The 20833-nt window shown below is 39.4% G+C and carries 16 protein-coding genes; 6 read left to right on the top strand and 10 right to left on the bottom strand.

Translation table 11 applies throughout. The features are described from left to right. Positions 1-68 precede the first annotated feature (68 nt). The 7 genes from F903_RS12895 to F903_RS12865 form a co-directional block, all read right to left on the bottom strand. A complete protein-coding gene (locus F903_RS12895; RefSeq protein WP_005197597.1) occupies positions 69-944 on the bottom strand; it encodes a MetQ/NlpA family ABC transporter substrate-binding protein in 876 nt (291 codons plus the stop codon). Positions 945-1550: 606 nt separating this feature from the next. After that, on the bottom strand, positions 1551-2837 hold the full coding sequence (gene purD, locus F903_RS12890) for a phosphoribosylamine--glycine ligase (RefSeq protein ID WP_005197595.1): 1287 nt from the start codon (positions 2835-2837) through the stop codon (positions 1551-1553). 109 nt (positions 2838-2946) lie between these two features. After that, on the bottom strand, positions 2947-4521 hold the full coding sequence (gene purH, locus F903_RS12885) for a bifunctional phosphoribosylaminoimidazolecarboxamide formyltransferase/IMP cyclohydrolase (RefSeq protein ID WP_005197593.1): 1575 nt from the start codon (positions 4519-4521) through the stop codon (positions 2947-2949). Between the two features lie 82 nt (positions 4522-4603). Then, the gene (gene fis / locus F903_RS12880) at positions 4604-4873 is read right to left on the bottom strand and encodes a DNA-binding transcriptional regulator Fis (protein WP_001086304.1); all 270 of its coding nucleotides are present in this window, start codon (positions 4871-4873) and stop codon (positions 4604-4606) included. Positions 4874-5249: 376 nt separating this feature from the next. Continuing rightward, positions 5250-6113 carry a zinc-ribbon and DUF3426 domain-containing protein gene (locus F903_RS12875; RefSeq protein WP_005197591.1) on the bottom strand — a complete coding sequence of 288 codons (864 nt, stop codon included), beginning with the start codon at positions 6111-6113 and terminating at the stop codon, positions 5250-5252. A 14-nt stretch (positions 6114-6127) separates the two neighbouring features. Then, complete coding sequence (gene prmA / locus F903_RS12870) at positions 6128-7033, bottom strand: 50S ribosomal protein L11 methyltransferase (protein WP_005197589.1); 906 nt, start codon at positions 7031-7033, stop codon at positions 6128-6130. Between the two features lie 200 nt (positions 7034-7233). Next, positions 7234-7629, bottom strand: a complete 396-nt coding sequence (locus F903_RS12865; RefSeq protein ID WP_005197587.1) for a hypothetical protein — start codon at positions 7627-7629, stop codon at positions 7234-7236. A 251-nt stretch (positions 7630-7880) separates the two neighbouring features. Between F903_RS12865 and mnmG the strand changes: the two genes are divergently transcribed. The 5 genes from mnmG to F903_RS12840 all read left to right on the top strand — a co-directional run bounded on the left by mnmG (position 7881) and on the right by F903_RS12840 (position 16119). After that, a complete protein-coding gene (mnmG, locus tag F903_RS12860) occupies positions 7881-9761 on the top strand; it encodes a tRNA uridine-5-carboxymethylaminomethyl(34) synthesis enzyme MnmG (protein WP_005197586.1) in 1881 nt (626 codons plus the stop codon). 111 nt (positions 9762-9872) lie between these two features. After that, positions 9873-10205 (top strand): DMT family transporter, encoded by a 333-nt coding sequence (locus tag F903_RS12855; protein WP_004670590.1) that lies wholly within the window; start codon positions 9873-9875, stop codon positions 10203-10205. Positions 10206-10427: 222 nt separating this feature from the next. Continuing rightward, positions 10428-10676, top strand: coding sequence for a hypothetical protein (locus F903_RS12850; RefSeq protein ID WP_005197584.1), 249 nt, complete (start codon positions 10428-10430; stop codon positions 10674-10676). A gap of 95 nt (positions 10677-10771) precedes the next feature. After that, positions 10772-15604 (top strand): RHS repeat domain-containing protein, encoded by a 4833-nt coding sequence (locus F903_RS12845; RefSeq protein ID WP_005197583.1) that lies wholly within the window; start codon positions 10772-10774, stop codon positions 15602-15604. Further along, positions 15601-16119 (top strand): hypothetical protein, encoded by a 519-nt coding sequence (locus F903_RS12840; RefSeq protein ID WP_005197580.1) that lies wholly within the window; start codon positions 15601-15603, stop codon positions 16117-16119. The genes F903_RS12845 and F903_RS12840 overlap by 4 nt, the downstream gene beginning before the upstream one ends. Before the next feature lie 317 nt (positions 16120-16436). On the opposite strand, the gene F903_RS12835 is transcribed toward F903_RS12840, so the two are convergent. The 3 genes from F903_RS12835 to F903_RS12825 form a co-directional block, all read right to left on the bottom strand. Further along, a complete protein-coding gene (locus F903_RS12835) occupies positions 16437-17060 on the bottom strand; it encodes a sterol desaturase family protein (protein ID WP_005197578.1) in 624 nt (207 codons plus the stop codon). Between the two features lie 95 nt (positions 17061-17155). Further along, positions 17156-18157 carry an AraC family transcriptional regulator gene (locus F903_RS12830; RefSeq protein ID WP_005197577.1) on the bottom strand — a complete coding sequence of 334 codons (1002 nt, stop codon included), beginning with the start codon at positions 18155-18157 and terminating at the stop codon, positions 17156-17158. Positions 18158-18272: 115 nt separating this feature from the next. Next, positions 18273-19157, bottom strand: coding sequence for a DUF4198 domain-containing protein (locus tag F903_RS12825; RefSeq protein WP_004670594.1), 885 nt, complete (start codon positions 19155-19157; stop codon positions 18273-18275). A 100-nt stretch (positions 19158-19257) separates the two neighbouring features. Between F903_RS12825 and F903_RS12820 the strand changes: the two genes are divergently transcribed. Further along, positions 19258-20829 (top strand): DUF2271 domain-containing protein, encoded by a 1572-nt coding sequence (locus tag F903_RS12820; RefSeq protein WP_005197575.1) that lies wholly within the window; start codon positions 19258-19260, stop codon positions 20827-20829. Positions 20830-20833 lie beyond the last annotated feature (4 nt).

Genomic DNA, 20833 nt, shown 5'->3' with positions numbered 1-20833 from the left:
AATACTAAATTAAAAAGAAAACAGGCAAAATCATTTGCCTGTTTTGTAGAACGTCGGAGCGTAGTATATTACGAATTCGCTTCAGTGAGATAGCTTGTCGGTTTGTTTACATCAACCTTAGTGCCATCAAAGTGTTCTTGTACATATTTTTTTACAGCTTCAGTATGATAGAGCGCGCCGACTTTTTGAAGTACCGCATCATCTTTACGTGATTCAGCAGTTGCTAAAACATTCACATTGAGCTTAGTGCTTTGATCAACAGGTTCATAAAAGATTGCATCTTTAAGAACATTCAAACCACCTTCCATCGCCAGCGTATTGCCTAACAAAATTGCATCAACTTCATCTTTTACGCGTACCGCAGTCGCCATTTGGATCGGTTTAATCACAATCTTTTTAGTATTCTCAATAATATCTGCTGGCGTACCTTTTACTGGGTCAAAATCAGCTTTTAACTTGATTAAGCCTGCGCTTTGTAAAAGTAATAATGCGCGAGATTCGTTAGCACCGTCGTTTGGAATCGCAATGGTTGCACCTTCAGCAAACTCTTCAACTTTCTTAACTTTGCTTGAATAGATGCCCATAGGCTCTAAATATGTGGTTGAAACAGGTGCAATCTTATCTTTATTTGCAGCATTGAATGCAACAAGGTAAGCGTAAGATTGGAATGCATTGAGATCAACTTCTTTGTTTGCCGCAGCAGTATTCATCGCAACGTAATCAGTGAAGTTTTTAATTTCGAGTTTCAGGCCAGCGGCTTTGGTTTCAGGCAAAGTTGCAATATGACGCCAGATATCAGCATCTGAACCTGTAGAGGCGATGACAACAGTTTGTAATGCAGCAGCATCCCCGTTTTGGTCTGTAGCTGTGGTATCTGGTTGTTTACTGCAAGCTGCAAGTAATAATACCGATACACTTAAAAAAAGACTAATTAGCTTTTTCATGTATAAATCCTAATCAAAATAATGTCGGAAAATCACGTGGTTTCCGTATTAAAGATTGTAATAGATTGCGATGCTATTGATTGGCGTTGTATTCAAATAATCATGTGAATAATTTTTGAAGCATTTGCCAACACAAATTTCACAACATAAGAAAAATAGGTGAACATTCATGTTCCAGTTTGCTATAGATAAATAGCACAGTGAATCATTCACTTACTCTTGAAATTAAATTTGGATTTAACTGTAACTCGTGCAGCTCAGTTTAATATTCTAATCATTTGAAAATAATAGAAAAGAATAAAATCTGGCCATAAAAAGTACAGCTAAAAATTTCCCCAATCATAGCAATATTTTAGTTCAGGTTATAGTGGAGTAGACAATACTGAAGGGTATAAATAACTGATTATTTAAGGAAATTGTGTACTAAGTAAATATAAATAGATGAAAATTTTATAGATTTTTTAAATATTTGTTTAGATAATTCAATTGAATAGTGAATATATATTTTTTTGCATGCGTTATATGAAAATTGAATAAACAACTGGGCACTGTTTTGATTTGAGCAATAAAAAACCTTCCGAAGAAGGTTTTTCGAATTGAGACAATTTATTCAGCTTTTTCACGTGCAATCGCGCGGTAACCAATATCGCTACGGTACTGCATGCCTGTGAACGTCACTTGACCGCAAACTTCTAGCGCATTGATTTGTGCTTCAAGTACGGTGTCGCCCAGTGCTGTTACGCAGAGTACACGACCACCTGCAGTGATAATATGCCCATCAGCAGTCATGGCAGTGCCTGCATGGAAGATTTTAGTATCTTCTGGAGATTGACCGATACCCGAAATCACATCACCTTTACGGACGGTTTCTGGATAACCCTCAGCAGCAAGAACGATACCGATCGATTTACGCTCGTCCCATTCTGCTTCGCTTGGTAAGTTACCTTCAATACCTGCTTCAACGAGATCAACCAGCGATGATTTTAAACGCATCATGATGGGTTGTGTTTCAGGATCACCAAAGCGGCAGTTGAATTCGATGACACGAGGTTGACCTTGCTCATCAATCATTAAACCTGCGTATAAGAAACCTGTATAAACGTGACCATCCGCAGCCATACCATCAACGGTCGGGCGCATCACTTCATTCATGACACGTTCAAAGACTTCAGCAGTCACAACTGGGGCAGGAGAGTAAGCACCCATACCACCTGTATTTGGACCTTGGTCAGCTTCAAAGATACGTTTGTGATCTTGTGATGTCGCCATTGGCAAAATGTTGTTGCCATCAATCATACAAATGAAAGATGCTTCTTCACCTGCGAGGAACTGCTCAACCACGACACGTGAACCTGCATCACCAAATTTATTGCCTGCAAGCATGTCATCAATGGCAGCAAAAGCTTCTTCGTTGGTCATTGCCACGATCACGCCTTTACCCGCAGCTAAACCATCCGCTTTAATAACGATCGGTGCACCATTTTTCTCAACATAGGCTTTAGCGGCATCTACTTCGGTGAATACATCATAAAATGCAGTTGGAATGTTATGACGCTTTAAGAAATGCTTGGCAAAAGCTTTTGAACCTTCAAGCTGCGCTGCGTATTGTGTTGGTCCCCAAATTTTTATACCTGCTTCACGAGCAGCATCAACCACACCATTGACCAATGGTGCTTCTGGACCAACAATCACCAATGCCACATCATTTGCTTTTGCAAAAGCAATCACAGCTGGATTGTCTAAAATATCAAGTTCAACGTTTTCACATTTATCTTCTGTTGCTGTGCCTGCATTACCCGGCGCAACAAAAACTTTAGTTACTTTTGTATCTTGTGCGATTTTCCATGCAAGTGCATGTTCACGGCCACCGCTACCCAAAACTAAAATATTCATTATTAAGTTATTTCCTTTTTCAGTATTTAAGAATATACCTGTTCAGAATAAAAAAGTCCCCCTGAGATGCGACTATAAGGCATCGCAAGAAAGAGGGACTTGGGTGTTATTAATGGCGGAAGTGACGCATGCCTGTAAAGACCATTGCGATGCCAGCTTCATCAGCTGCTGCAATTGTTTCTTCGTCACGCATTGAACCACCCGGTTGGATAATACATTTAATGCCTGCTTTAGCAGCATTATCAATACCATCACGGAATGGGAAGAATGCGTCAGATGCCATTACTGCACCTTCAACCACTAAACCAGCATGTTCAGCTTTAATCGCAGCAATACGTGCAGAATTGACGCGGCTCATTTGACCTGCGCCGATACCAACAGTTTGGCGATCTTTTGCATAAACAATCGCGTTTGACTTCACATATTTCGCCACTTTCCAAGCAAAGATTAAATCATCAATCTCTTGTTCAGTAGGCGCACGTTTGGTCACAACTTTTAGGTCATCTTTACTGATCATGCCTAAATCTTGGTCTTGAACCAGTAAACCACCGTTGACACGTTTATAGTCAAGTTGTGGTGCACGTGCATCAATTGTAGGGAGTTCGCCACAAACCATGACGCGGACATTCTTTTTCGCGCCAGTCACTTCAAGTACGCCATCAGCAATACTTGGAGCAATAATCACTTCAACGAATTGACGATCAACAATCGCTTGCGCAGTTGCAACGTCCAATTCGCGGTTGAACGCAATGATGCCACCAAACGCTGATTCAGGATCAGTTGCATAAGCGAGGTCGTAAGCCGCTTTGATGCCATCGAGTGAAACAGCAACACCACATGGGTTGGCATGTTTAACAATGACACAAGCAGGTTTTACAAATGACTTCACGCATTCAAGTGCGGCATCTGTATCTGCGATATTGTTATAAGACAGTTCTTTACCTTGTAGTTGTTTCGCCGTCGAAACAGATGCTTCTTGTGCATTTGCTTCTACATAGAACGCTGCGCTTTGGTGTGGATTTTCACCATAACGTAAATCTTGTGCTTTATTCAGTTGGGTGTTGAATGTGCGCGCGAACGTATCCGCTTCACCTTCAGTTTTACCCACACGTGCGCCCAAATAAGATGCAATCATGCCATCATATTGCGCGGTATGTTCGTATGCTTTTACCGCTAAGTCGAAACGCGTTTCGTAAGATAAAGTCCCATTTGCTTTTAATTCAGCAACGACGGTATCGTAGTCAGCAGCATTGACGATAATACCGACAGATGCATGGTTCTTCGCAGCAGCACGAACCATCGTTGGACCACCGATATCGATGTTTTCAATCGCATCAGCAAGTGAACAGTTTGGTTTTGCTACTGTTGCTGCAAACGGATAGAGATTTACCACAACGAGATCAATTGGATCGATATCGTGTTCTTGCATTACAGCTTCGTCTAGACCACGACGAGCCAAAATACCACCATGAATTTTTGGATGTAGTGTTTTGACACGGCCATCCATCATTTCAGGGAAGCCCGTGTGTTCAGAAACTTCTACGACGGCGATATTGTTGTCTTTAAGCAACTTATATGTACCACCAGTAGATAAAATTTCTACCCCGAGAGCTGCAAGATTTTGAGCAAATTCAACGATTCCAGTTTTGTCTGAAACAGAGATTAAAGCACGTTTGATAGTCATGATTTTAGTCAACAGTTTGAAGTCTACAGATTAAAACAAAGGCACAAAAAAAATGCCCACGAGAACGTGAGCATTTTATCAATTATTCACTCATTAAACCGTGAGCTTTTAACTTTTTGCGTAAAGTTCCACGGTTAAGGCCTAGAATCTCAGCAGCACGTGTTTGGTTGCCACGAGTATATTCTAAGACCACAGATAAAAGAGGTTTCTCCATTTCTGCTAAAACCATGTCATACACTTGAGATGGTTGCTCACCTTGCAATTGTGCAAAATAATGACGAACTGCGCGATCTACATGGATGCGGAGAGCGACATCAGATTGAGCCGTAAAAATAGGAGATTTGCTATTCATGCGTTTTAATCCGAAAAATAAAAATATCACTTGGATAAAGTGATATATAAATGTGGTCTGAATTACTGAGCCCTGTTTTAGATCCTAAAACAGTGACTCTAAAACAATGGGACTATTAGCTTGCCACAAATCCTCGAATTGTGTAAAAAATAAGCGTAACAATAGTTAAATATTTGTTACAGCCTACTTTCAAAAACAAAAAAACCGACAATGCGCTTATGGGATAGAAGCACAGTTCGTTTAACTATTTTTTGTCTATAAATAACGAGGAGTATGTAGGTCAAAGCTTTCGTGGCGCGTATCATACCACTGTCTACGAAAAAGTGAGCAAATTAACTGCACTTTTTTTATATTTTTTTGTCATTTTTTTTTGTTTTTAGGGTTGTACAATTTCTAAACTATAGTCATTGAAGCTATTTTTGCTTTTTGGAATGGTAAATTCAAACCTAAATGGGCTATTTGTTGGGATGCGTTGAATCGTCTTCAAGCTATCAACCAAATAGTTTTGGGGGGTTAATACCGTATTTGAAATCACTTCACCATTGTCTTTCAAAATAACTTTAATGGCAGGAAGTACAACACTGTTTTCATGTCGGTTGACGAGCGTACCTGAAAAGCGTGTTGAATTTTGATCAGCAGGTCTAACTTGTACTTTTTCAAAGTTTAAATATTTATACTGCTCATCTCGTGTTTTACAAGTTAAAGCACCGCATGCGTAGTTAAAGATTCGATTTAATGCAGGGCTTTCGTGCATCAATTTAGGATTGAACCATAAAATTTGAAAGGCAAATACCAATATAAGGGAGATATTGCCAAGCCCCCAAAGGGTGTAGTACAGCCAACCGTGTTGTTTTTCAGTTGAAGTCTCATCTATGAGAACGGTATCTTCTGAAAGGTTTAAGTTGGGTAAAGCAGTGACTGGTTCGGTATTGAAATAATTTAGGTTGTTTAAATAGGTCAACAAGTCGATATTAGAGTTTTCAATTTTTTGATCAAAAATACTTAAAATTTGCATTTGCTTTTCTGCAAATGAGCTGTTTGGTTGGATTGAAGAAAATAATGAACGATTTGCGGGTACGGCAATCGTTTCATCTTCTTCAGAAGCGAGTAAATTAGTGAGTGCATTAAAGTTAATCACACATTTTGGACAACAAACCATACCCTGTGCAACGCTGAGTTGTGAAAGGGTCACTTTGTACACGGTTGAGCATTTAGGGCAGCGGGTTTGTTTTTCACTCATAACTTATAGAGATCTCAAGTTGTTGTTTTACGTTTTCCTGAAATGCGACACCAGTTTTCTTCACGCTTTTCGATCTCTAATATATCAAAAAACTGAGAGTAAACACTAGAAACATCAGCAACTTGCTCTTCTATTACACCAGCAAGTGCGAACTCGCCCTCATTTTTTAATAAAGTTGAGAATTCAGGCGCAAGTGCCATTAACGGTGCTGCCAAAATATTTGCAACAAGTACATCTGCTTGTTGTTGTTTAAATTCTTGATCGAACTCTTCTGGCAAGCCTACATAAAGATGATCGAGCACACCATTTAATTCTGCATTTTGTTTGGTCGCCAAGACTGCTTGTGGGTCAATGTCTGTTGCATAGACCTTTTTTGCGCCGAGCAACAATGCTGCAACACCTAAAATCCCTGAGCCACAACCATAGTCAATTACGACTTTGTCTTTTACATCGGTTTTGCCTAACCATTGTAAGCACAAGAATGTACTGGCATGGTTACCTGTGCCGAAAGCTAAACCAGGATCAAGCTTGATGTTGGTTGCATCTGCTTCTGGAGGTTCTAGCCATTCAGGTACGATCCAGTATTTCTCACCGATTTGGATTGGCTCATAATAGTCCATCCATGCACGTTCCCACACTTGGTTTTCTAGATATTCATGACGCATCGGAACATCTGGAAGTTGTGCTTTTAAGAATGCTTCCAACGTATCGACATCAATTGGATCATCTTCTTCTTGTTGATAAATGCCTGTAACAATGACTTTGTTCCAAAGTGGTGTTTCACCTGGTAATGGTTCAAGTAAAGCCTGATCTTCGGCATCATCTAAAGTTACACTCACTGCGCCTAATGATAGGAGTAGGGTTTCAGTAAGTTCAACTTGATCTTGATCGACAGTAATATGAATTTGTAGCCAGTTCACAGGACAACCTAAGTAAATGTATTTGGGATTATTGTAATGGATTCAGGCTTGTTAAAGGGCTTATAAAATAGACAGATTACAATTTTTAAGATGAAATAACTGTAGTTTCTAAGAATTCGGTATTTAAAAAACATGAAAGGATGCCACATCACGCGGCATCCTTTCTTTCATTGGATCTTCATTTAAGCACTTTGATTGATTTAAGGTGCTTCTAGATCATTATCCATCATCGGTTGTTCAGCATTTTCCATCGGAGCAGCAAGTTGGGATGGTGCTTCGGCTGGCATTTCAGTCGGTGTGCTTACAGGGCGTGGAGCAGATTGCGTTTCTGAAATTTTGCTTTGTGTTTCAACTGGCGCTTCAGAGGCAGGCGTTGGAGGTTGGAAGCTTAGCTTGTTATTTTCATCGCTTTCACAAGCACCGTTAAAAACAACACCTTTGTGGGCAAATGAAACCGCATCACCTTGTTTCTTACCTTTACATACTTGCTGATACTTCTGGGTCAGTGGATCTGTGGCAGTTTTGGCATTTGCTTGAGCCGTTACAGTAAAAAATAAACCACAGATTAATGATGACAGTAAAAGCTTCGAGTTCATTTCATTTTCCTAAACTATTTGTTCTGTACTTTTAGGATAGAAATATTTTGAGATAAGACAGTGGTGATCAGGTTAGCAATTTTAGAGCGCTTTGTTAAAAGTACAGGGAAAATGCAACAGAAAGTTTCTTTTTGTGTCATTTTTCGCCTTATCAATCCTTTGCAGCCGATAAGAATCTCACTGCTTTTTGTCAAATAACAAGGAAAATCCTGTATAATGCTCTGTCATTTTTTGAATACACATTTACCACTATGCACTATCCTAAAGTTTACGACGTTATCGTAATTGGTGGCGGTCACGCTGGTACGGAAGCGGCGCTTGCTGCTGCACGTATGGGAAGACAAACATTATTGTTGACGCATAATATTGAGACTTTGGGGCAGATGAGCTGTAACCCTGCGATTGGTGGTATTGGTAAATCACATCTAGTCCGTGAAATCGATGCGCTCGGTGGTGCAATGGCACTTGCAGCGGATAAAGGTGGTATTCAATTCCGTATTTTAAATTCGCGTAAAGGCGCTGCAGTTCGTGCAACGCGTGCACAGGCTGACCGTGTTCGTTTTAAAGCTGCGATTCGTCATACCTTAGAAAACCAAGCAAATTTAGACATTTTCCAACAAGCGGCAGATGATCTTATTGTTGAAGGCGATACGGTTAAAGGTGTTGTGACCCAAATGGGCATTCGTTTCGACACTAAAACTGTGGTGTTGACGACGGGAACATTCTTGGGTGGTGTCATCCATATTGGCTTACAAAACTCAAGTGGTGGTCGTGCGGGTGATCCACCTTCGATTGCCCTTGCTCAGCGTTTACGTGAACTCAAATTACCAGTGGGTCGCTTAAAAACAGGCACACCACCTCGTATTGATGCGCGTACGGTTGATTTCTCAGTCATGACCGCACAACCGGGTGATTTTCCATCTCCTGTGATGTCATTTATGGGTGATGTGTCGATGCACCCGGAACAAGTGAATTGTTATATCACGCATACAAGCGAAAAAACCCATGAGATTATTCGTGGTGGTTTAGACCGTTCGCCGATGTATACCGGTGTGATTGAAGGTGTTGGACCGCGTTATTGCCCATCGATTGAAGATAAAATTCATCGTTTTGCAGATAAAGATTCGCACCAAGTTTTCCTAGAGCCTGAAGGCTTGGATACCCATGAGCTTTATCCAAATGGGATATCAACTTCACTGCCATTTGATGTGCAGTTCAATTTGGTTCGTTCGATTCGTGGTATGGAAAATGCGCATATCTTACGACCGGGTTATGCGATTGAATATGATTATTTCAATCCACAAGCACTTAAATTTACGCTTGAAACTAAAGCGATTCAGAACTTGTATTTTGCCGGTCAAATTAACGGTACAACGGGTTATGAAGAAGCGGGTGCGCAAGGCTTACTTGCTGGTTTGAATGCTGCTCGCCGTGCTTGGGAACAAGAAGAGTGGACACCAAAACGTGATCAAGCTTATATGGGCGTATTGGTCGATGACCTCATCACTTTAGGAACGAAAGAGCCATATCGTATGTTTACTTCACGTGCAGAATATCGTTTGATGTTGCGTGAAGATAATGCCGATCAACGTTTAACGCCGATTGGTCGTGAGCTTGGTTTAGTTGATGATGAACGTTGGGCTGCTTATAGTGAGAAAATGGAAGCAGTTGAACGTGAAACTTCTCGTTTACAGCATTTATGGGCTGCGCCAAACAACCCGATGGGCAAAAAGTTCGTTGAGATGACAGGGGCAGATCTCAGTAAAGAGTGTAGTGCGATTGATTTGTTGAAGCGTCCAAATATTAATTTTGGTCAAATCGCAGAATTGACAGGTTCGGATGTTGCTCAACACGTGGGTGAGCAGATCGAAATTGCTGTGAAATATGAGGGTTATATCAATCGCCAACATGATGACGTTGCTCAAATGAAGCGTTTGGAAGAAACCAAGATTCCTGTTGATTTTGATTATGATATTGTGTCTGGCTTATCTCGTGAAATCACTCAAAAATTAAAAACCGTTCGTCCTGAAACATTGGCGCAAGCCAATCGTATTCCGGGTGTGACTCCAGCAGCAGTTCAACTGGTGATGATCACGATTCGTAAAAATAATATGGCGAAGAAATCTGCATAACGTTTAGCCATACAAGATAATTCCTAAAAACACCCTTTTGCTAAAAAGGGTGTTTTTCTTTGTGTATCATGTCTTACTATTTCGTGTGTACTGGACTAGGTATCTAAATTAATGAAGAATTGGATGTTTTTATTCATTGCAATTATTGCTGAAGTGATTGCAACTTCAGCTTTAAAAAGTAGCGAGGGTTTTACTAAACCGATTGCTTCAATTATTGTCGTGCTTGGTTATATTATTGCATTTTATTGTTTGTCTTTAACCTTAAAAACGATTCCTGTTGGTATTGCATATGCGATTTGGTCTGGGTTGGGGATTGTACTCATCTCGGCTGTGGCTTGGATTGTCTTTGATCAAAAACTAGATGTGTGGGGCATTGTGGGTATTACATTGATTATGGCTGGTGTATTGATATTGAATTTGTTATCGAAAACCAGTGCGCATTAACCTTTGCTATTATGGTCCACTAAAGTAGATTTAGTTTATGCCTATATGGAACTCATCTTAAGTTTTATTAAATTATCATTCTATTTCAGCATTCGATTATTATATCTATATGGAAAAAGTGACAGTTTTTTTAGCTGAAAAAGATATTCTTTAAACAGAATTTTCTATTATAATTGCTCGAACTTTAAACAATAAAACTTTATTAAGATGGAGCGTGCGAGGGTGGAAAATAGAAATAATATCTTTGATTGGGTATTCATCGTAGGACTAATCGGGAGCGTACTAATAATTTCAGGTTGCGAAACTGAACAAAGTGCCTCAAAGAGCAATAACGCTATGGTGGGGTACACCCAAGACTATGCTAATGCTCAGGCTGATTTTATTAATCAAGAACAGCTAAAAAAATCTTCGATCACAGAGATGAAAGCTGTAACAGATGGTTCTCCGCAGTCTTTGCGCTCACAGAACTAAATTTTATCAGTTAATAAATAAAACCGCTTAAAATGAATGGAATTTTTGTATGGAAATTTATACATAAAATTCTGTATATATTATTGGATGTAATAATGGAAAAAATAATCAATAAATTTAAGCATAGTATTTGGCTATGTTTATGGGGGCTGGTAAGTTTAATTAGCCAAATCAGTTATGCGGCACCTGATATCGTGTCGCAAAACTATGCTTCCGCAAGATCCCCAGGAATTCAGTCATGTACAACTGGATATGATTTAATGGCGGGTGATGTGAGTTATGGACAATCTCAGATCGTAGGAGCTTTACCATATAGTCTTAACTATCGCGCACCTCTTCGTCAGAATCTTTCGGCAGCACAAACCTTTGCTCAACCTGAATCTAGCAGTACTGGTTGGACAGATAATTATCAAGCTCATGTTTTTATACAGAATACGACTGCTCGTACAACTGAATATACACAGTATAATACCCAACTTGTCAGTTCTAATCCTTTACGCTATCAGCTGACGACTACTTCGCCAACAACGTATACAAGCTTATCTGCTAAAACCATTTGGGTGCGTCTACCAGGTGAAAGTGTTGATACAATCTTCAAGGAGCAAAATGGCAGTTTCACCCGATTGTATTCTGCGGATGCAGTACGAGATTTAAATAATAATAGTTTACAAAGTTTACCGTGGAATTCTGATCTTGGCGAATACCAACTCAGTCGTTCGGGAGCTAATCTGATCATCGTAAAAAACGGTGTGAAATACACGATATCTGATAGTTCCCATACCATTTCTCCAGCGCAAACTGCAACAAGAAGAGTAAACCTTTTTATTGATGCAAATGGATATTTTGGACTTACAGAGAATAGCTGGGGTGTGTATAACACACCAAATGGCGTTATTTCTAATACTGATCTATATCTTAAAACAGATACCACTGTTTCATTAGCGCTTCATAGAGTGACACAGATTGATAACCAACAAGGTAAAGTCATCAATCTACAATATGATAGTAATATGAATCTGACTCAGGTGAGTGATAAATACAACAACAAGCTCGTATTTGAACGTACTTTCCATGATGCTAGTACGGGATCAAGCCAAACGATTGACGAATCTCGCTTAGTCACAAAAGTAACTTTTACCGCTGCACAAGGTGGTAGTCAGGTTGCTACATTTAACTATCAAGCTTATGTAAATAAAGTTCCAAGTACAGGACAAAACACGACAGTTTTTGCATTAATTAGCTCAAATTCAACAGCAGCTGGTTCTTACAGTTATATTAACGAAATGACTGAAATTGGAGCAATAAAAGCTTATGTTGCGAGTAAGGGGAGAACTGCTGATGAAAGTTATTATTATCCTGTATTACGGCAAGTCAAAAATAGTGCTGATCAAGTAATTAGGCAATGGGATATTACCCAGAACTATGTACTAGGAAGTGGAACAACTTATACAACAGCACTTACATTATTAAGATCATATACATTGTTACCCTCTGGACCTGTACAAGATACATCGACTTATTATGATGATGTCGCTAAAACAATACATTTTGTTTTATTGTTAGATGGTAGCTTGGTGTCAAGCTCGATTCAAAGTACAGTAAATTCAGATAAAAGCTTGAGTATTACAGCATCGGGCTATCCATGTTTAACCTCTAATGGTACGCCTATCAGTTCTGCTGAATTTGCAACTGATCGGAGCCGTTTGGTTAAAGTCACTGATGCGAAAAATGTTGCCAGTACCTATAAGTATGACAATTTAAATCGTGTCACTGAAATTAAGGAAGCGGTAGATACAGCACTGAGTCGGTCTACAACTTATACTTATGGTCCATTGAACAATAATGCAGTGAATCTATTTGCTGTACCTACTAAAATCACAACGCCATTACTCACGATAGATAATGAGCTGAATGCACGTGGACAAATTGTTAAACAAACTGAAAATTCAAATCAGTCTGGGAGTGTGAGTAAAACAACAAGTTATACTTATAATGAGACGCCTACCAACATACACTTTGCTCGATTGTTAAGTGTTGATGGGCCACGTGCAGGAACAGCTGATAAAATTTCATATACCTATCATAGTCATGGAGCGCTTGCTAGCCAATATCAAATCATTAACGGGGCAGAACGTAGAACGTGGTATTCAGGTTATAACCATTTTGGTCAACCTCAAAGGCTTGTATATCCAACTGGTTTAGTCGATTTTATGGTTTACAATTCGGATGGTACTGTTAAGAGTAAAACGACAGGGGTAGGGGGAACAACTGGAACAATTACGGGACAAACCACCACTTATACCTATAATTCACTGAAACAAAAAATCAGTGAAACCAGTCCAGATGGAGAGACGATACAGTTTACTTATGATGTAGCTGGACGACTTAGCTTAAAAACACTCGCGAATGGTACCAAAGAGCAATATAGCTACTATCCAGTTGGTATTTTGGCACGCATTGATCAACTTGATGCGAGTGGGGCGGCGGTTATTTCGAGCCATCAGCTTATAGACCAAAATGGACGTGTGAATAAAACCTACCAAGGGAGCAATAGTAGCTTTGATTATATTCTCTACAGTTATGATGCCAATGGTAATTTAATTCAAACGACTCGTCCGAATAGCATCATTGAAAAATGGAGTTATGATGCGTTGAATCGTCTAAAAACCCATACTGATGGTGAGGGCAAAGTTGATGTTAAAGACTATGATGTAGGAGATAATTTAGTTCTTGCAAAAGATGCTTTAAATGCAGGAACAAACCCATATCGTTATAGAAATGGTAGTGTTCTTACGGATGAGTTTAATACGGATTATGGTCATAAGAGTTATGCTTACAATGAAGCAGACCAATTGACACAACGTTTGCATGGCACTCGTCGTTGTGATTACAATAATCTTGATGAGATAGGTCGCCATCGTAATTTTTTGTGTCAACCAAATTCAGGATCTACTGCTGAGGAGTATCGAATAGATGAAACCTATATATATGACCAGAGTAGATATGGTCGTTTAGATCAAGTGATTGGTAATATTGCAGGTTTTGATGTTGATACAAATTATATTTATGATAATTACGGGCGGATTATCAAAAAGAGTCAGGCTGATAAACGTGTAAATCGCTGGTTGGGGAAAGTTGGACAAAACCTCGGGGTAAGTTATGGTTATAGCTTAGCGGGAAAACCGACATCAGTAACGCTTCCATCAGGACGTAATATCAGTTATCAATATAATAACGCAGGGCAGTTAAGTGGTATCCAGTTGGATGGTACTTCTTTAATTCGTAATATTATTTATGATGGTGCAAATCGTCTGAGTCAATGGAATTGGGGTACTGGCAATGCCAATATTACATTTAGTTACCATGCTACGTACGGTGTATTAAATAGTATCATTAATCGTAACAATAGTAATTCAAGTAATTATTGGCTTACACATGCTTATGATAGTGCGGGACGCGTCATTGCCTTAAACCGTAATACAGGCGTTCGAGATACATTTAGCTATGACAAGGTTGATCGTCTGGTGAGTGAAGCCAGAACAACAGGCGGTGTAGAAACTTATCAAATCCAATATGGCTATGATGCCAATGGTAACCGAACTAGTCTTGGTGCAATCGGTCAGCATTTACAATCTGCGTCCAATGTCAATTATAGCTATACTGGGAATCGTCTGACGGGTTTGATTAAAGATGGCGTGAGCCAATCCCTTACATATACAGCGGATCGTGAACTTCGTTATGGAGCATATTTACCAGCTTATGATAATGTTGGTCGTCGTAAAAGAGATAGTGGTTCTACGACTTACTATATGGGGTATAACCATAAAAATGAGCGTAGTTTTAGAGCCTCTGGAACAAATTTCCAGTCAACAACCAAAGAGTTTATTTATGATGAGCAAAGCCACTTAGTTGGTGAATATCCAGCAGCAGGTGAAATGGTTGAATATGTCTGGATGGGAGATAAACCTGTTGCAGCGATCTATGGTAGTGGTGCAAATACCAAGATTTATTATATCGTTGCAGATGCTCAGAACACCCCACGTCGTTTGATTGATAGTAGTACGCATCAAGTTGCATGGGCTTGGGATTCGACCGCCTTTGGTTTAGGTGATCCTGTTGGAACAGTGACTTTTAACTTACGTTTTCCTGGGCAGTACTATGACCAAGGCACTGGACAGTTTTATAACCACAATCGTTATTACAATCCTGAACTTGGGAGATATATGGAACCTGATCCGATTGGGTTAGAAGGTGGTTTGAATCCGTATGCGTATGCAGGTAGTAATCCTGTGATGAATGTTGACCCGAGTGGGTTGTGTATGTTTGATCTATTATGTTCTGGCAGTTGGAATATGCCTACACAAAACTATGATCTTCAAAATCAAAATTGGTATGCTATACAAAATCAATTTAATTATGGGTCAGGCCCATTCTATGTCGATCCAGCAAAGTTTAATCTTGATTATTCAATTGATATTGGAAAACAGTTGCAACAAAGTGCGCTTAACGTAAATGGTTATTTTAATAATGAATTGAATAGAATTAATGTGGGACAAAGTACGAATTTTTCCCGTGAAAATATTGCATTTAATAGTAACTATGCACATGCAGTAATGGATGGTTCATGGCCAATGGGACGAGTATCTGCTAATTTGGAGGCTACGGTACATAAGTGGGCAGATGGTACTTATGATGTTTATGGGACATTGGCATTTAATAAAGATATGTATAGTTGGAAGCAAGACGGAACAACTTGGCTTCAAACGGCAGCTATTACACTAGGAAATAGTTTACTCAATTATAGTAATGGTCAGGTGAAAAGCTGGGGAACCCCATCTTCCGCATATGTAAATAGTGTAGATAAGGGGGAAATGCCGTTAATCTATATCCGAAGTTATGGATTTACAGCATCAGGAAGATGGAAGTGAAAGCATTTATTAGAAAGTATCAGATTGGTTTGACTGTATTGATGCTGATACTGATAGGATATATTTTATTTTATAATCCAAATAAAGATCCACATCTTATAGCTGTTCAAGACATTTTGAAACGTGGAAATAATATGATAAAAAAAGATATTATTTACCGCGATTGTACACGTGTAGAGTTTAATCGCTATCCTGAACTTAGTGATAAATTTACTGAGGCTGTTAAGATGAAAATGGTTTCAGAATATTATGACGAATCTAAACCATTTATTGGTCAACCATTTACTTCTGTATTTCCACCTAAGGGTAAGTCATGTTTTAAAAATATGAAATTGGTAAATCTTGAATATTCATACGACATTCATGGAAATTATGAAGCAGTATTTCGTTGTGAAAAAAACGGCGTGGGAGAGGAGCTAAAAGTAGGCTATTTTCAAAAATCTTGTAGCTATACCGCCTATCTTACCAAATGGGATTTTCCAGTAGGAAAATATACAATGGTATCTCAACCTTAACACAATAGTTATAAGTTTTTCTGAAACCAATTATTCACTCATGAGTAATTGGTTTCTTATTTCATCCCAAATAACCAAAATGTTTAATTGATAGTCGTACGCATCAAGTTGCATGGGCTTGTGGATGAGCAACGGTAAGCAAAGCGATTATAGCTTTGCCGTTGCGCAAGGCCTTTGGTTTAGGTGATCAAGTTGGAACAGTTACTATTCAGGCTTTAGTTTCTACAATATAGGAAAAAGGGAATAGTATATCTACCCCCTTTTATATTATGAAAAAATTCTTGATAATTTAAGCGATTGATACTTAATACAAATTCTTATAAAGCCACCTCAATTCCCTGACGTAAATTTAATTGGTCAAGTTTAGAATTTTCATCAATTTTTGCAAAAGCTTTAGGCAGTAAACGACGAGCTGCTTTATTCACCCTTTTCTCTAACCAAATAGGCATTTTCATGGCGAGAGGGTTGGTTTCAGTGGTCGAAGCATCGGTCATCACGCGTGTTCCCATGATGTAGTCAAACCAAGGTCGCGTGACACACCAGTTTGCATTTTGATTACTGGTCATGTGGTGGTCATAGTGCCAAGGAATCCTTTTTTGCGCATATTCAGGGTCTAAATGAGACTTAGCGTGGACTTTCCAATAATTCCAAATCCCATAATACAAACCAGCGGTAAAGAAAGGAGCAACGGGAAGAAAGACAGTTGCAGCAGCGGTTAAACCATATAATGCTGTTTTTTCATTATAAATTTCAGCATTTTTAAACATCGATTCTGCATAACCTTCATCATGAAAGCCATTTAAACGCGCACGTTTGTGATGTGCAATATGAGTAAAGAAGGGGCTATTTCTATTTTTACTTGGAAATTCATGTAGCCATACCTTATGAAAATACCATTCCATCCCATTCGCAACAAAAACACCTACTGGAAAACCGATCATATTCGCCTACCTCATAAAACATGATCAGATTTTAGAAACATAGCGCTGATTTTTTTTGACTGAACGGGCAGTTATAATCTGCCGATTAAATCAACTTATTGTTGTTTTCGTAGTCGATAGGCTGTTGGTGTTTCACCAGTCCAACGTTTAAAAGCTCTTGAGAATGCAGATGGTTCAGAGAATCCAGTAAGATATACGATTTGATCAATAGATTCTTGGGTCTGAGAGAGTAAGCGCCGAGCAAGTCGTTCACGATATTGCGCAATTACTTTTTCATAAGTTGTATTCAAAAGTTGCAAATCCGCTCTTAAACTGCGGGCGCTGCGGTTTAATCTTCTCGCAACAATGTTCTGATCAAACTCACTTGATTCCAAAAATCCGCTGGCCAAGATCTTTTCTATCTCATCAATAAGTTGATGTTTGTGTAAAAGCTCAAGTTGTGAGGCGGCATGGTGTTCATGGATTTTTAATAACTCAGGTTCATAAGCAGGCGAATGATGGTCTAATAATTTCGCATCAAAGAAAATACAGCCTTCAGTTTGCCCAAGTCTGACATTACACCCCCATATTTTTTTATATTCATCTAGCTTGGCACCTTCATCGTAAGGAAGCCAAATTTCAGAAGGTGTAAAAGCATCTTCACTTATATATTTGAAGAACGTAAGCAAAATTCCTATCGCACATTCTAAATAGTGTCTAACTGGATGGTTTAGACCTGAAATGATCGCAATCTCATTGTCATGGTATTCGAGTTTAAAAGACAGCGCATCAGTGAGTAATGCTTGATAGCGAATAGTGCGTTGTAATCCTTCACCAAAGGTTGGACTACTGAGAAAAAGATATTCAATCACTTGTCCACGAAAGGGTGGAACATGGCTACCAACATGTAAGCCAATATCCTGATCTTGGCTAAAATGTTCCGCAGCGCGCCAAAATCGTTGTTGAGTAGCGTTATCACGACGGACGAATTTATCAGGCGGTTGGTCAGGTAAGTGAACACTGGCAAAGATAGCGGCCGCATCAAGGTTCATCTTGTGCATGGTTTGATAAACCATCCATAGAAAGATGCCTGCATCACTGGTTTTTCGAGAAAGCATATAAACAAAGTAAATATAAGTTTTAAAATAATATACGCTGTTCTTTTTAGGATAGAAATGGAAAAGATCTAATAAAAGAAAGGGCACTTACAATTACAGTAAGTACCCGATGTGCTTATTCAGTTACTTCTACAGTCACGCTATAAGTATAGCTTTCAGCGATTGGTTGTTTGGTATTGTCACTATTTGCTTCAGGATAAACGCCAGTAATTAAATAAATACCAGCTTGCTCCAATTTAACTTCTAATTCGCCTTTTGTATTGGTTTTGACATGTGGAAGTTCACGTCTTTCATTTGCGGTGTAATTGCTCGCACCTTTGAAAATATCAAATTCAACATTCGGTACAGGTTTACCATTCATTAACACGACTGCTTTTAATGCTTCGCCTGCATAAAGTTCATTTGGATGCGTGATAAATTTAAGCTCAAAGCCTTTATTGCTCACAGTAGGAATAGGACTTGGTTTGCCCTTGGTCACGAAACTTTCAGCAATATAATGATTGATTGTTTGTGCTGTTTTAGCTTTTGCTGGAACTTTGTCTTCAGTAATGAAACGAGGTGGCTGTTGAGTCGCTGGTGCTGCTGGTTTTTGCTCATTATTGGCAGTTGTTGGTGTTGGCATATTATTCATAGGACGTGGCGGACGCACACGTAACCAACGACCATCAATCAATGCGTATTTACTTGGGTTGCCTGTCGCATTTTGTGTGCGAATACGATAAGTTCCTTCGCCATCAAGACTAAATTCAGCGATATTAAATGTTTTGAGTTCTGCCGCTGCATTGACTTGCTGATTACGACCATTCGGTGTTGTTATTTGATAACTGGTTTTAAAATTACGGCTAGGAACAAAGAATTTTTCTATGGTTATACCGCTTTGGAAGCTGACGTTATCAGATTTACTATCGAATACTTCTGGTAATACAAAAGGGCTAGCTGTATGAGCATGGCTTAAAATAGGTAATACAGACAATAACGAAATGGTCAGTAAATGACGCATCATATACCTCAGCTTACAAATTAATAAAAGATTGTAACAATCTACTTGATAACGAGTATCAATTGCAATATTATTTTTACTAAATTTTGGAGTTAAAGTTATGTCATCAGGTGCTGTATTACTTCGTCCAATCAATTTGGTTTTTCGTTTATCTCCACTGATGGCCGCGATGGCAATAATGGCTTCTCCAGTACAGGCGACTATCCCAACAGTTGATTCAGCAATCGCACCACCGAGCATCGCTACAGATGCACAAGCTGCAAGCTATCAGTTTCACCAAGATCATGTTTTAGGAACGTCATTGGATGTGATCGTGACGACATCGGAACAAGCTGATGCTGAAAAAGCTTTGCAAGCCATTCAAGCAGAAATTGCTCGACTCGATCAAATTTTATCGGTGTGGCGTGATGATAGTGAAATTAGCCAATTAAATCGTGAGCAAACTATTTCTGCTTCATCCGAACTTTATGATGTGATTGCTGCTTGTGAGCAATGGCGTAGTGCAACCTGTGGTGGTTTTGATGCACGCTTAGGGCAGTTGCTCCAACTTTGGGAGCAGAGTAATGATGTACAGCGTCTCGATCTCGATACGCAAGAAACCTTGCTACAGCAACTTAAAACACAAAGTATCGAATTAAATTCACAAACCAAGCAAATCACAACAAGTTCAGCGACCAAAATCGTTCCAGATGCTTATGCCAAAGGTTATGTGATCGACCGCGCTTTAATTGCGGCGAAGAAAGCAGTGCCACACTTACAAGGTATCTTGATTGATATTGGTGGGGATATGCGTGTTTGGGGACAATCGCCAAACCAAACAGGTTGGAAAATTGGTATACAAGATCCAAATGAACATTTTGATAATGCAGCACCCGCGCAAATTCTAAATATTAAAGATCAAGCGGTCGCGTTTAGTGGTCAAGGCTATCGCCAACTTGCGGGACAGTCTCACTTAGTCAATCCGCAAACAGGTATGCCCGTGCAGCAGGTCGAACAATGTGTTGTTGTCGGACAGTGTGCAGCGGATGCAGATGCCTTAGCCACGGCATTGACGGCAATGACCCCACATGACGGCATGCAGTTGATTGAGCAGTTGGTCGGTTATGAGGCACAGCTTGTAACGCGTGATGGTACACATTATCAAAGTACAGGTTGGTCATCTTTGTTGGATGCAAATCAACCAGCAGTGATGCGTCATGTTGCTTCAAGCGGTGAGGCGACTGCTTGGCCAAAAGGTTATCAAGCGCAGTTAGAGGTGAATATTCCTAAGCTCGCGGTTGAGAAATATCGAGCGCCTTATGTTTCGATTTGGGTGACAGATACCGACAAAAAGTTGGTTCGTACGCTTGCAGTATGGGGCAATGATGAAAAATGGATCAACTCCAATTATGTGTGGTGGCGTCGTTATGGTCGTCAAATGACAAATCTTGATGCAGTCGCAAAACCATCACGTCAACCAGGACAATATCGTTTGGCTTGGGATGGTAAAGATGATCAAGGAAAAGTGGTGAAGGCTGGACAATATGTGATTCACATCGAAACTTCACGCGAACATGGTGATCGTTCTTATCAAACTTTTGAATTGGATGTTGCACCAAAAGCAGTGAACAAAACACTACCAGCTCAAACTGAAATTGGTACGCTTAAACTGAATTTCCAACGTGGTGCTTAAATCT

The organism is Acinetobacter sp. NIPH 298, from assembly GCF_000369505.1.
Taxonomy (GTDB): domain Bacteria; phylum Pseudomonadota; class Gammaproteobacteria; order Pseudomonadales; family Moraxellaceae; genus Acinetobacter.
The sequence above is the reverse complement of the archived record's forward strand: the minus strand, read 5'-3'. Positions and strand labels throughout refer to the sequence as shown.

Coding starts and splice junctions, on each gene's coding strand:
- F903_RS12895 (WP_005197597.1), bottom strand. CDS start 944: ATGAAAAAGCTAATTAGTCTTTTTTTAAGTGTATCGGTATTATTACTT.
- purD (WP_005197595.1), bottom strand. CDS start 2,837: ATGAATATTTTAGTTTTGGGTAGCGGTGGCCGTGAACATGCACTTGCA.
- purH (WP_005197593.1), bottom strand. CDS start 4,521: ATGACTATCAAACGTGCTTTAATCTCTGTTTCAGACAAAACTGGAATC.
- fis (WP_001086304.1), bottom strand. CDS start 4,873: ATGAATAGCAAATCTCCTATTTTTACGGCTCAATCTGATGTCGCTCTC.
- F903_RS12875 (WP_005197591.1), bottom strand. CDS start 6,113: ATGAGTGAAAAACAAACCCGCTGCCCTAAATGCTCAACCGTGTACAAA.
- F903_RS12865 (WP_005197587.1), bottom strand. CDS start 7,629: ATGAACTCGAAGCTTTTACTGTCATCATTAATCTGTGGTTTATTTTTT.
- mnmG (WP_005197586.1), top strand. CDS start 7,881: ATGCACTATCCTAAAGTTTACGACGTTATCGTAATTGGTGGCGGTCAC.
- F903_RS12855 (WP_004670590.1), top strand. CDS start 9,873: ATGAAGAATTGGATGTTTTTATTCATTGCAATTATTGCTGAAGTGATT.
- F903_RS12845 (WP_005197583.1), top strand. CDS start 10,772: ATGGAAAAAATAATCAATAAATTTAAGCATAGTATTTGGCTATGTTTA.
- F903_RS12835 (WP_005197578.1), bottom strand. CDS start 17,060: ATGATCGGTTTTCCAGTAGGTGTTTTTGTTGCGAATGGGATGGAATGG.
- F903_RS12830 (WP_005197577.1), bottom strand. CDS start 18,157: ATGCTTTCTCGAAAAACCAGTGATGCAGGCATCTTTCTATGGATGGTT.
- F903_RS12825 (WP_004670594.1), bottom strand. CDS start 19,157: ATGCGTCATTTACTGACCATTTCGTTATTGTCTGTATTACCTATTTTA.
- F903_RS12820 (WP_005197575.1), top strand. CDS start 19,258: ATGTCATCAGGTGCTGTATTACTTCGTCCAATCAATTTGGTTTTTCGT.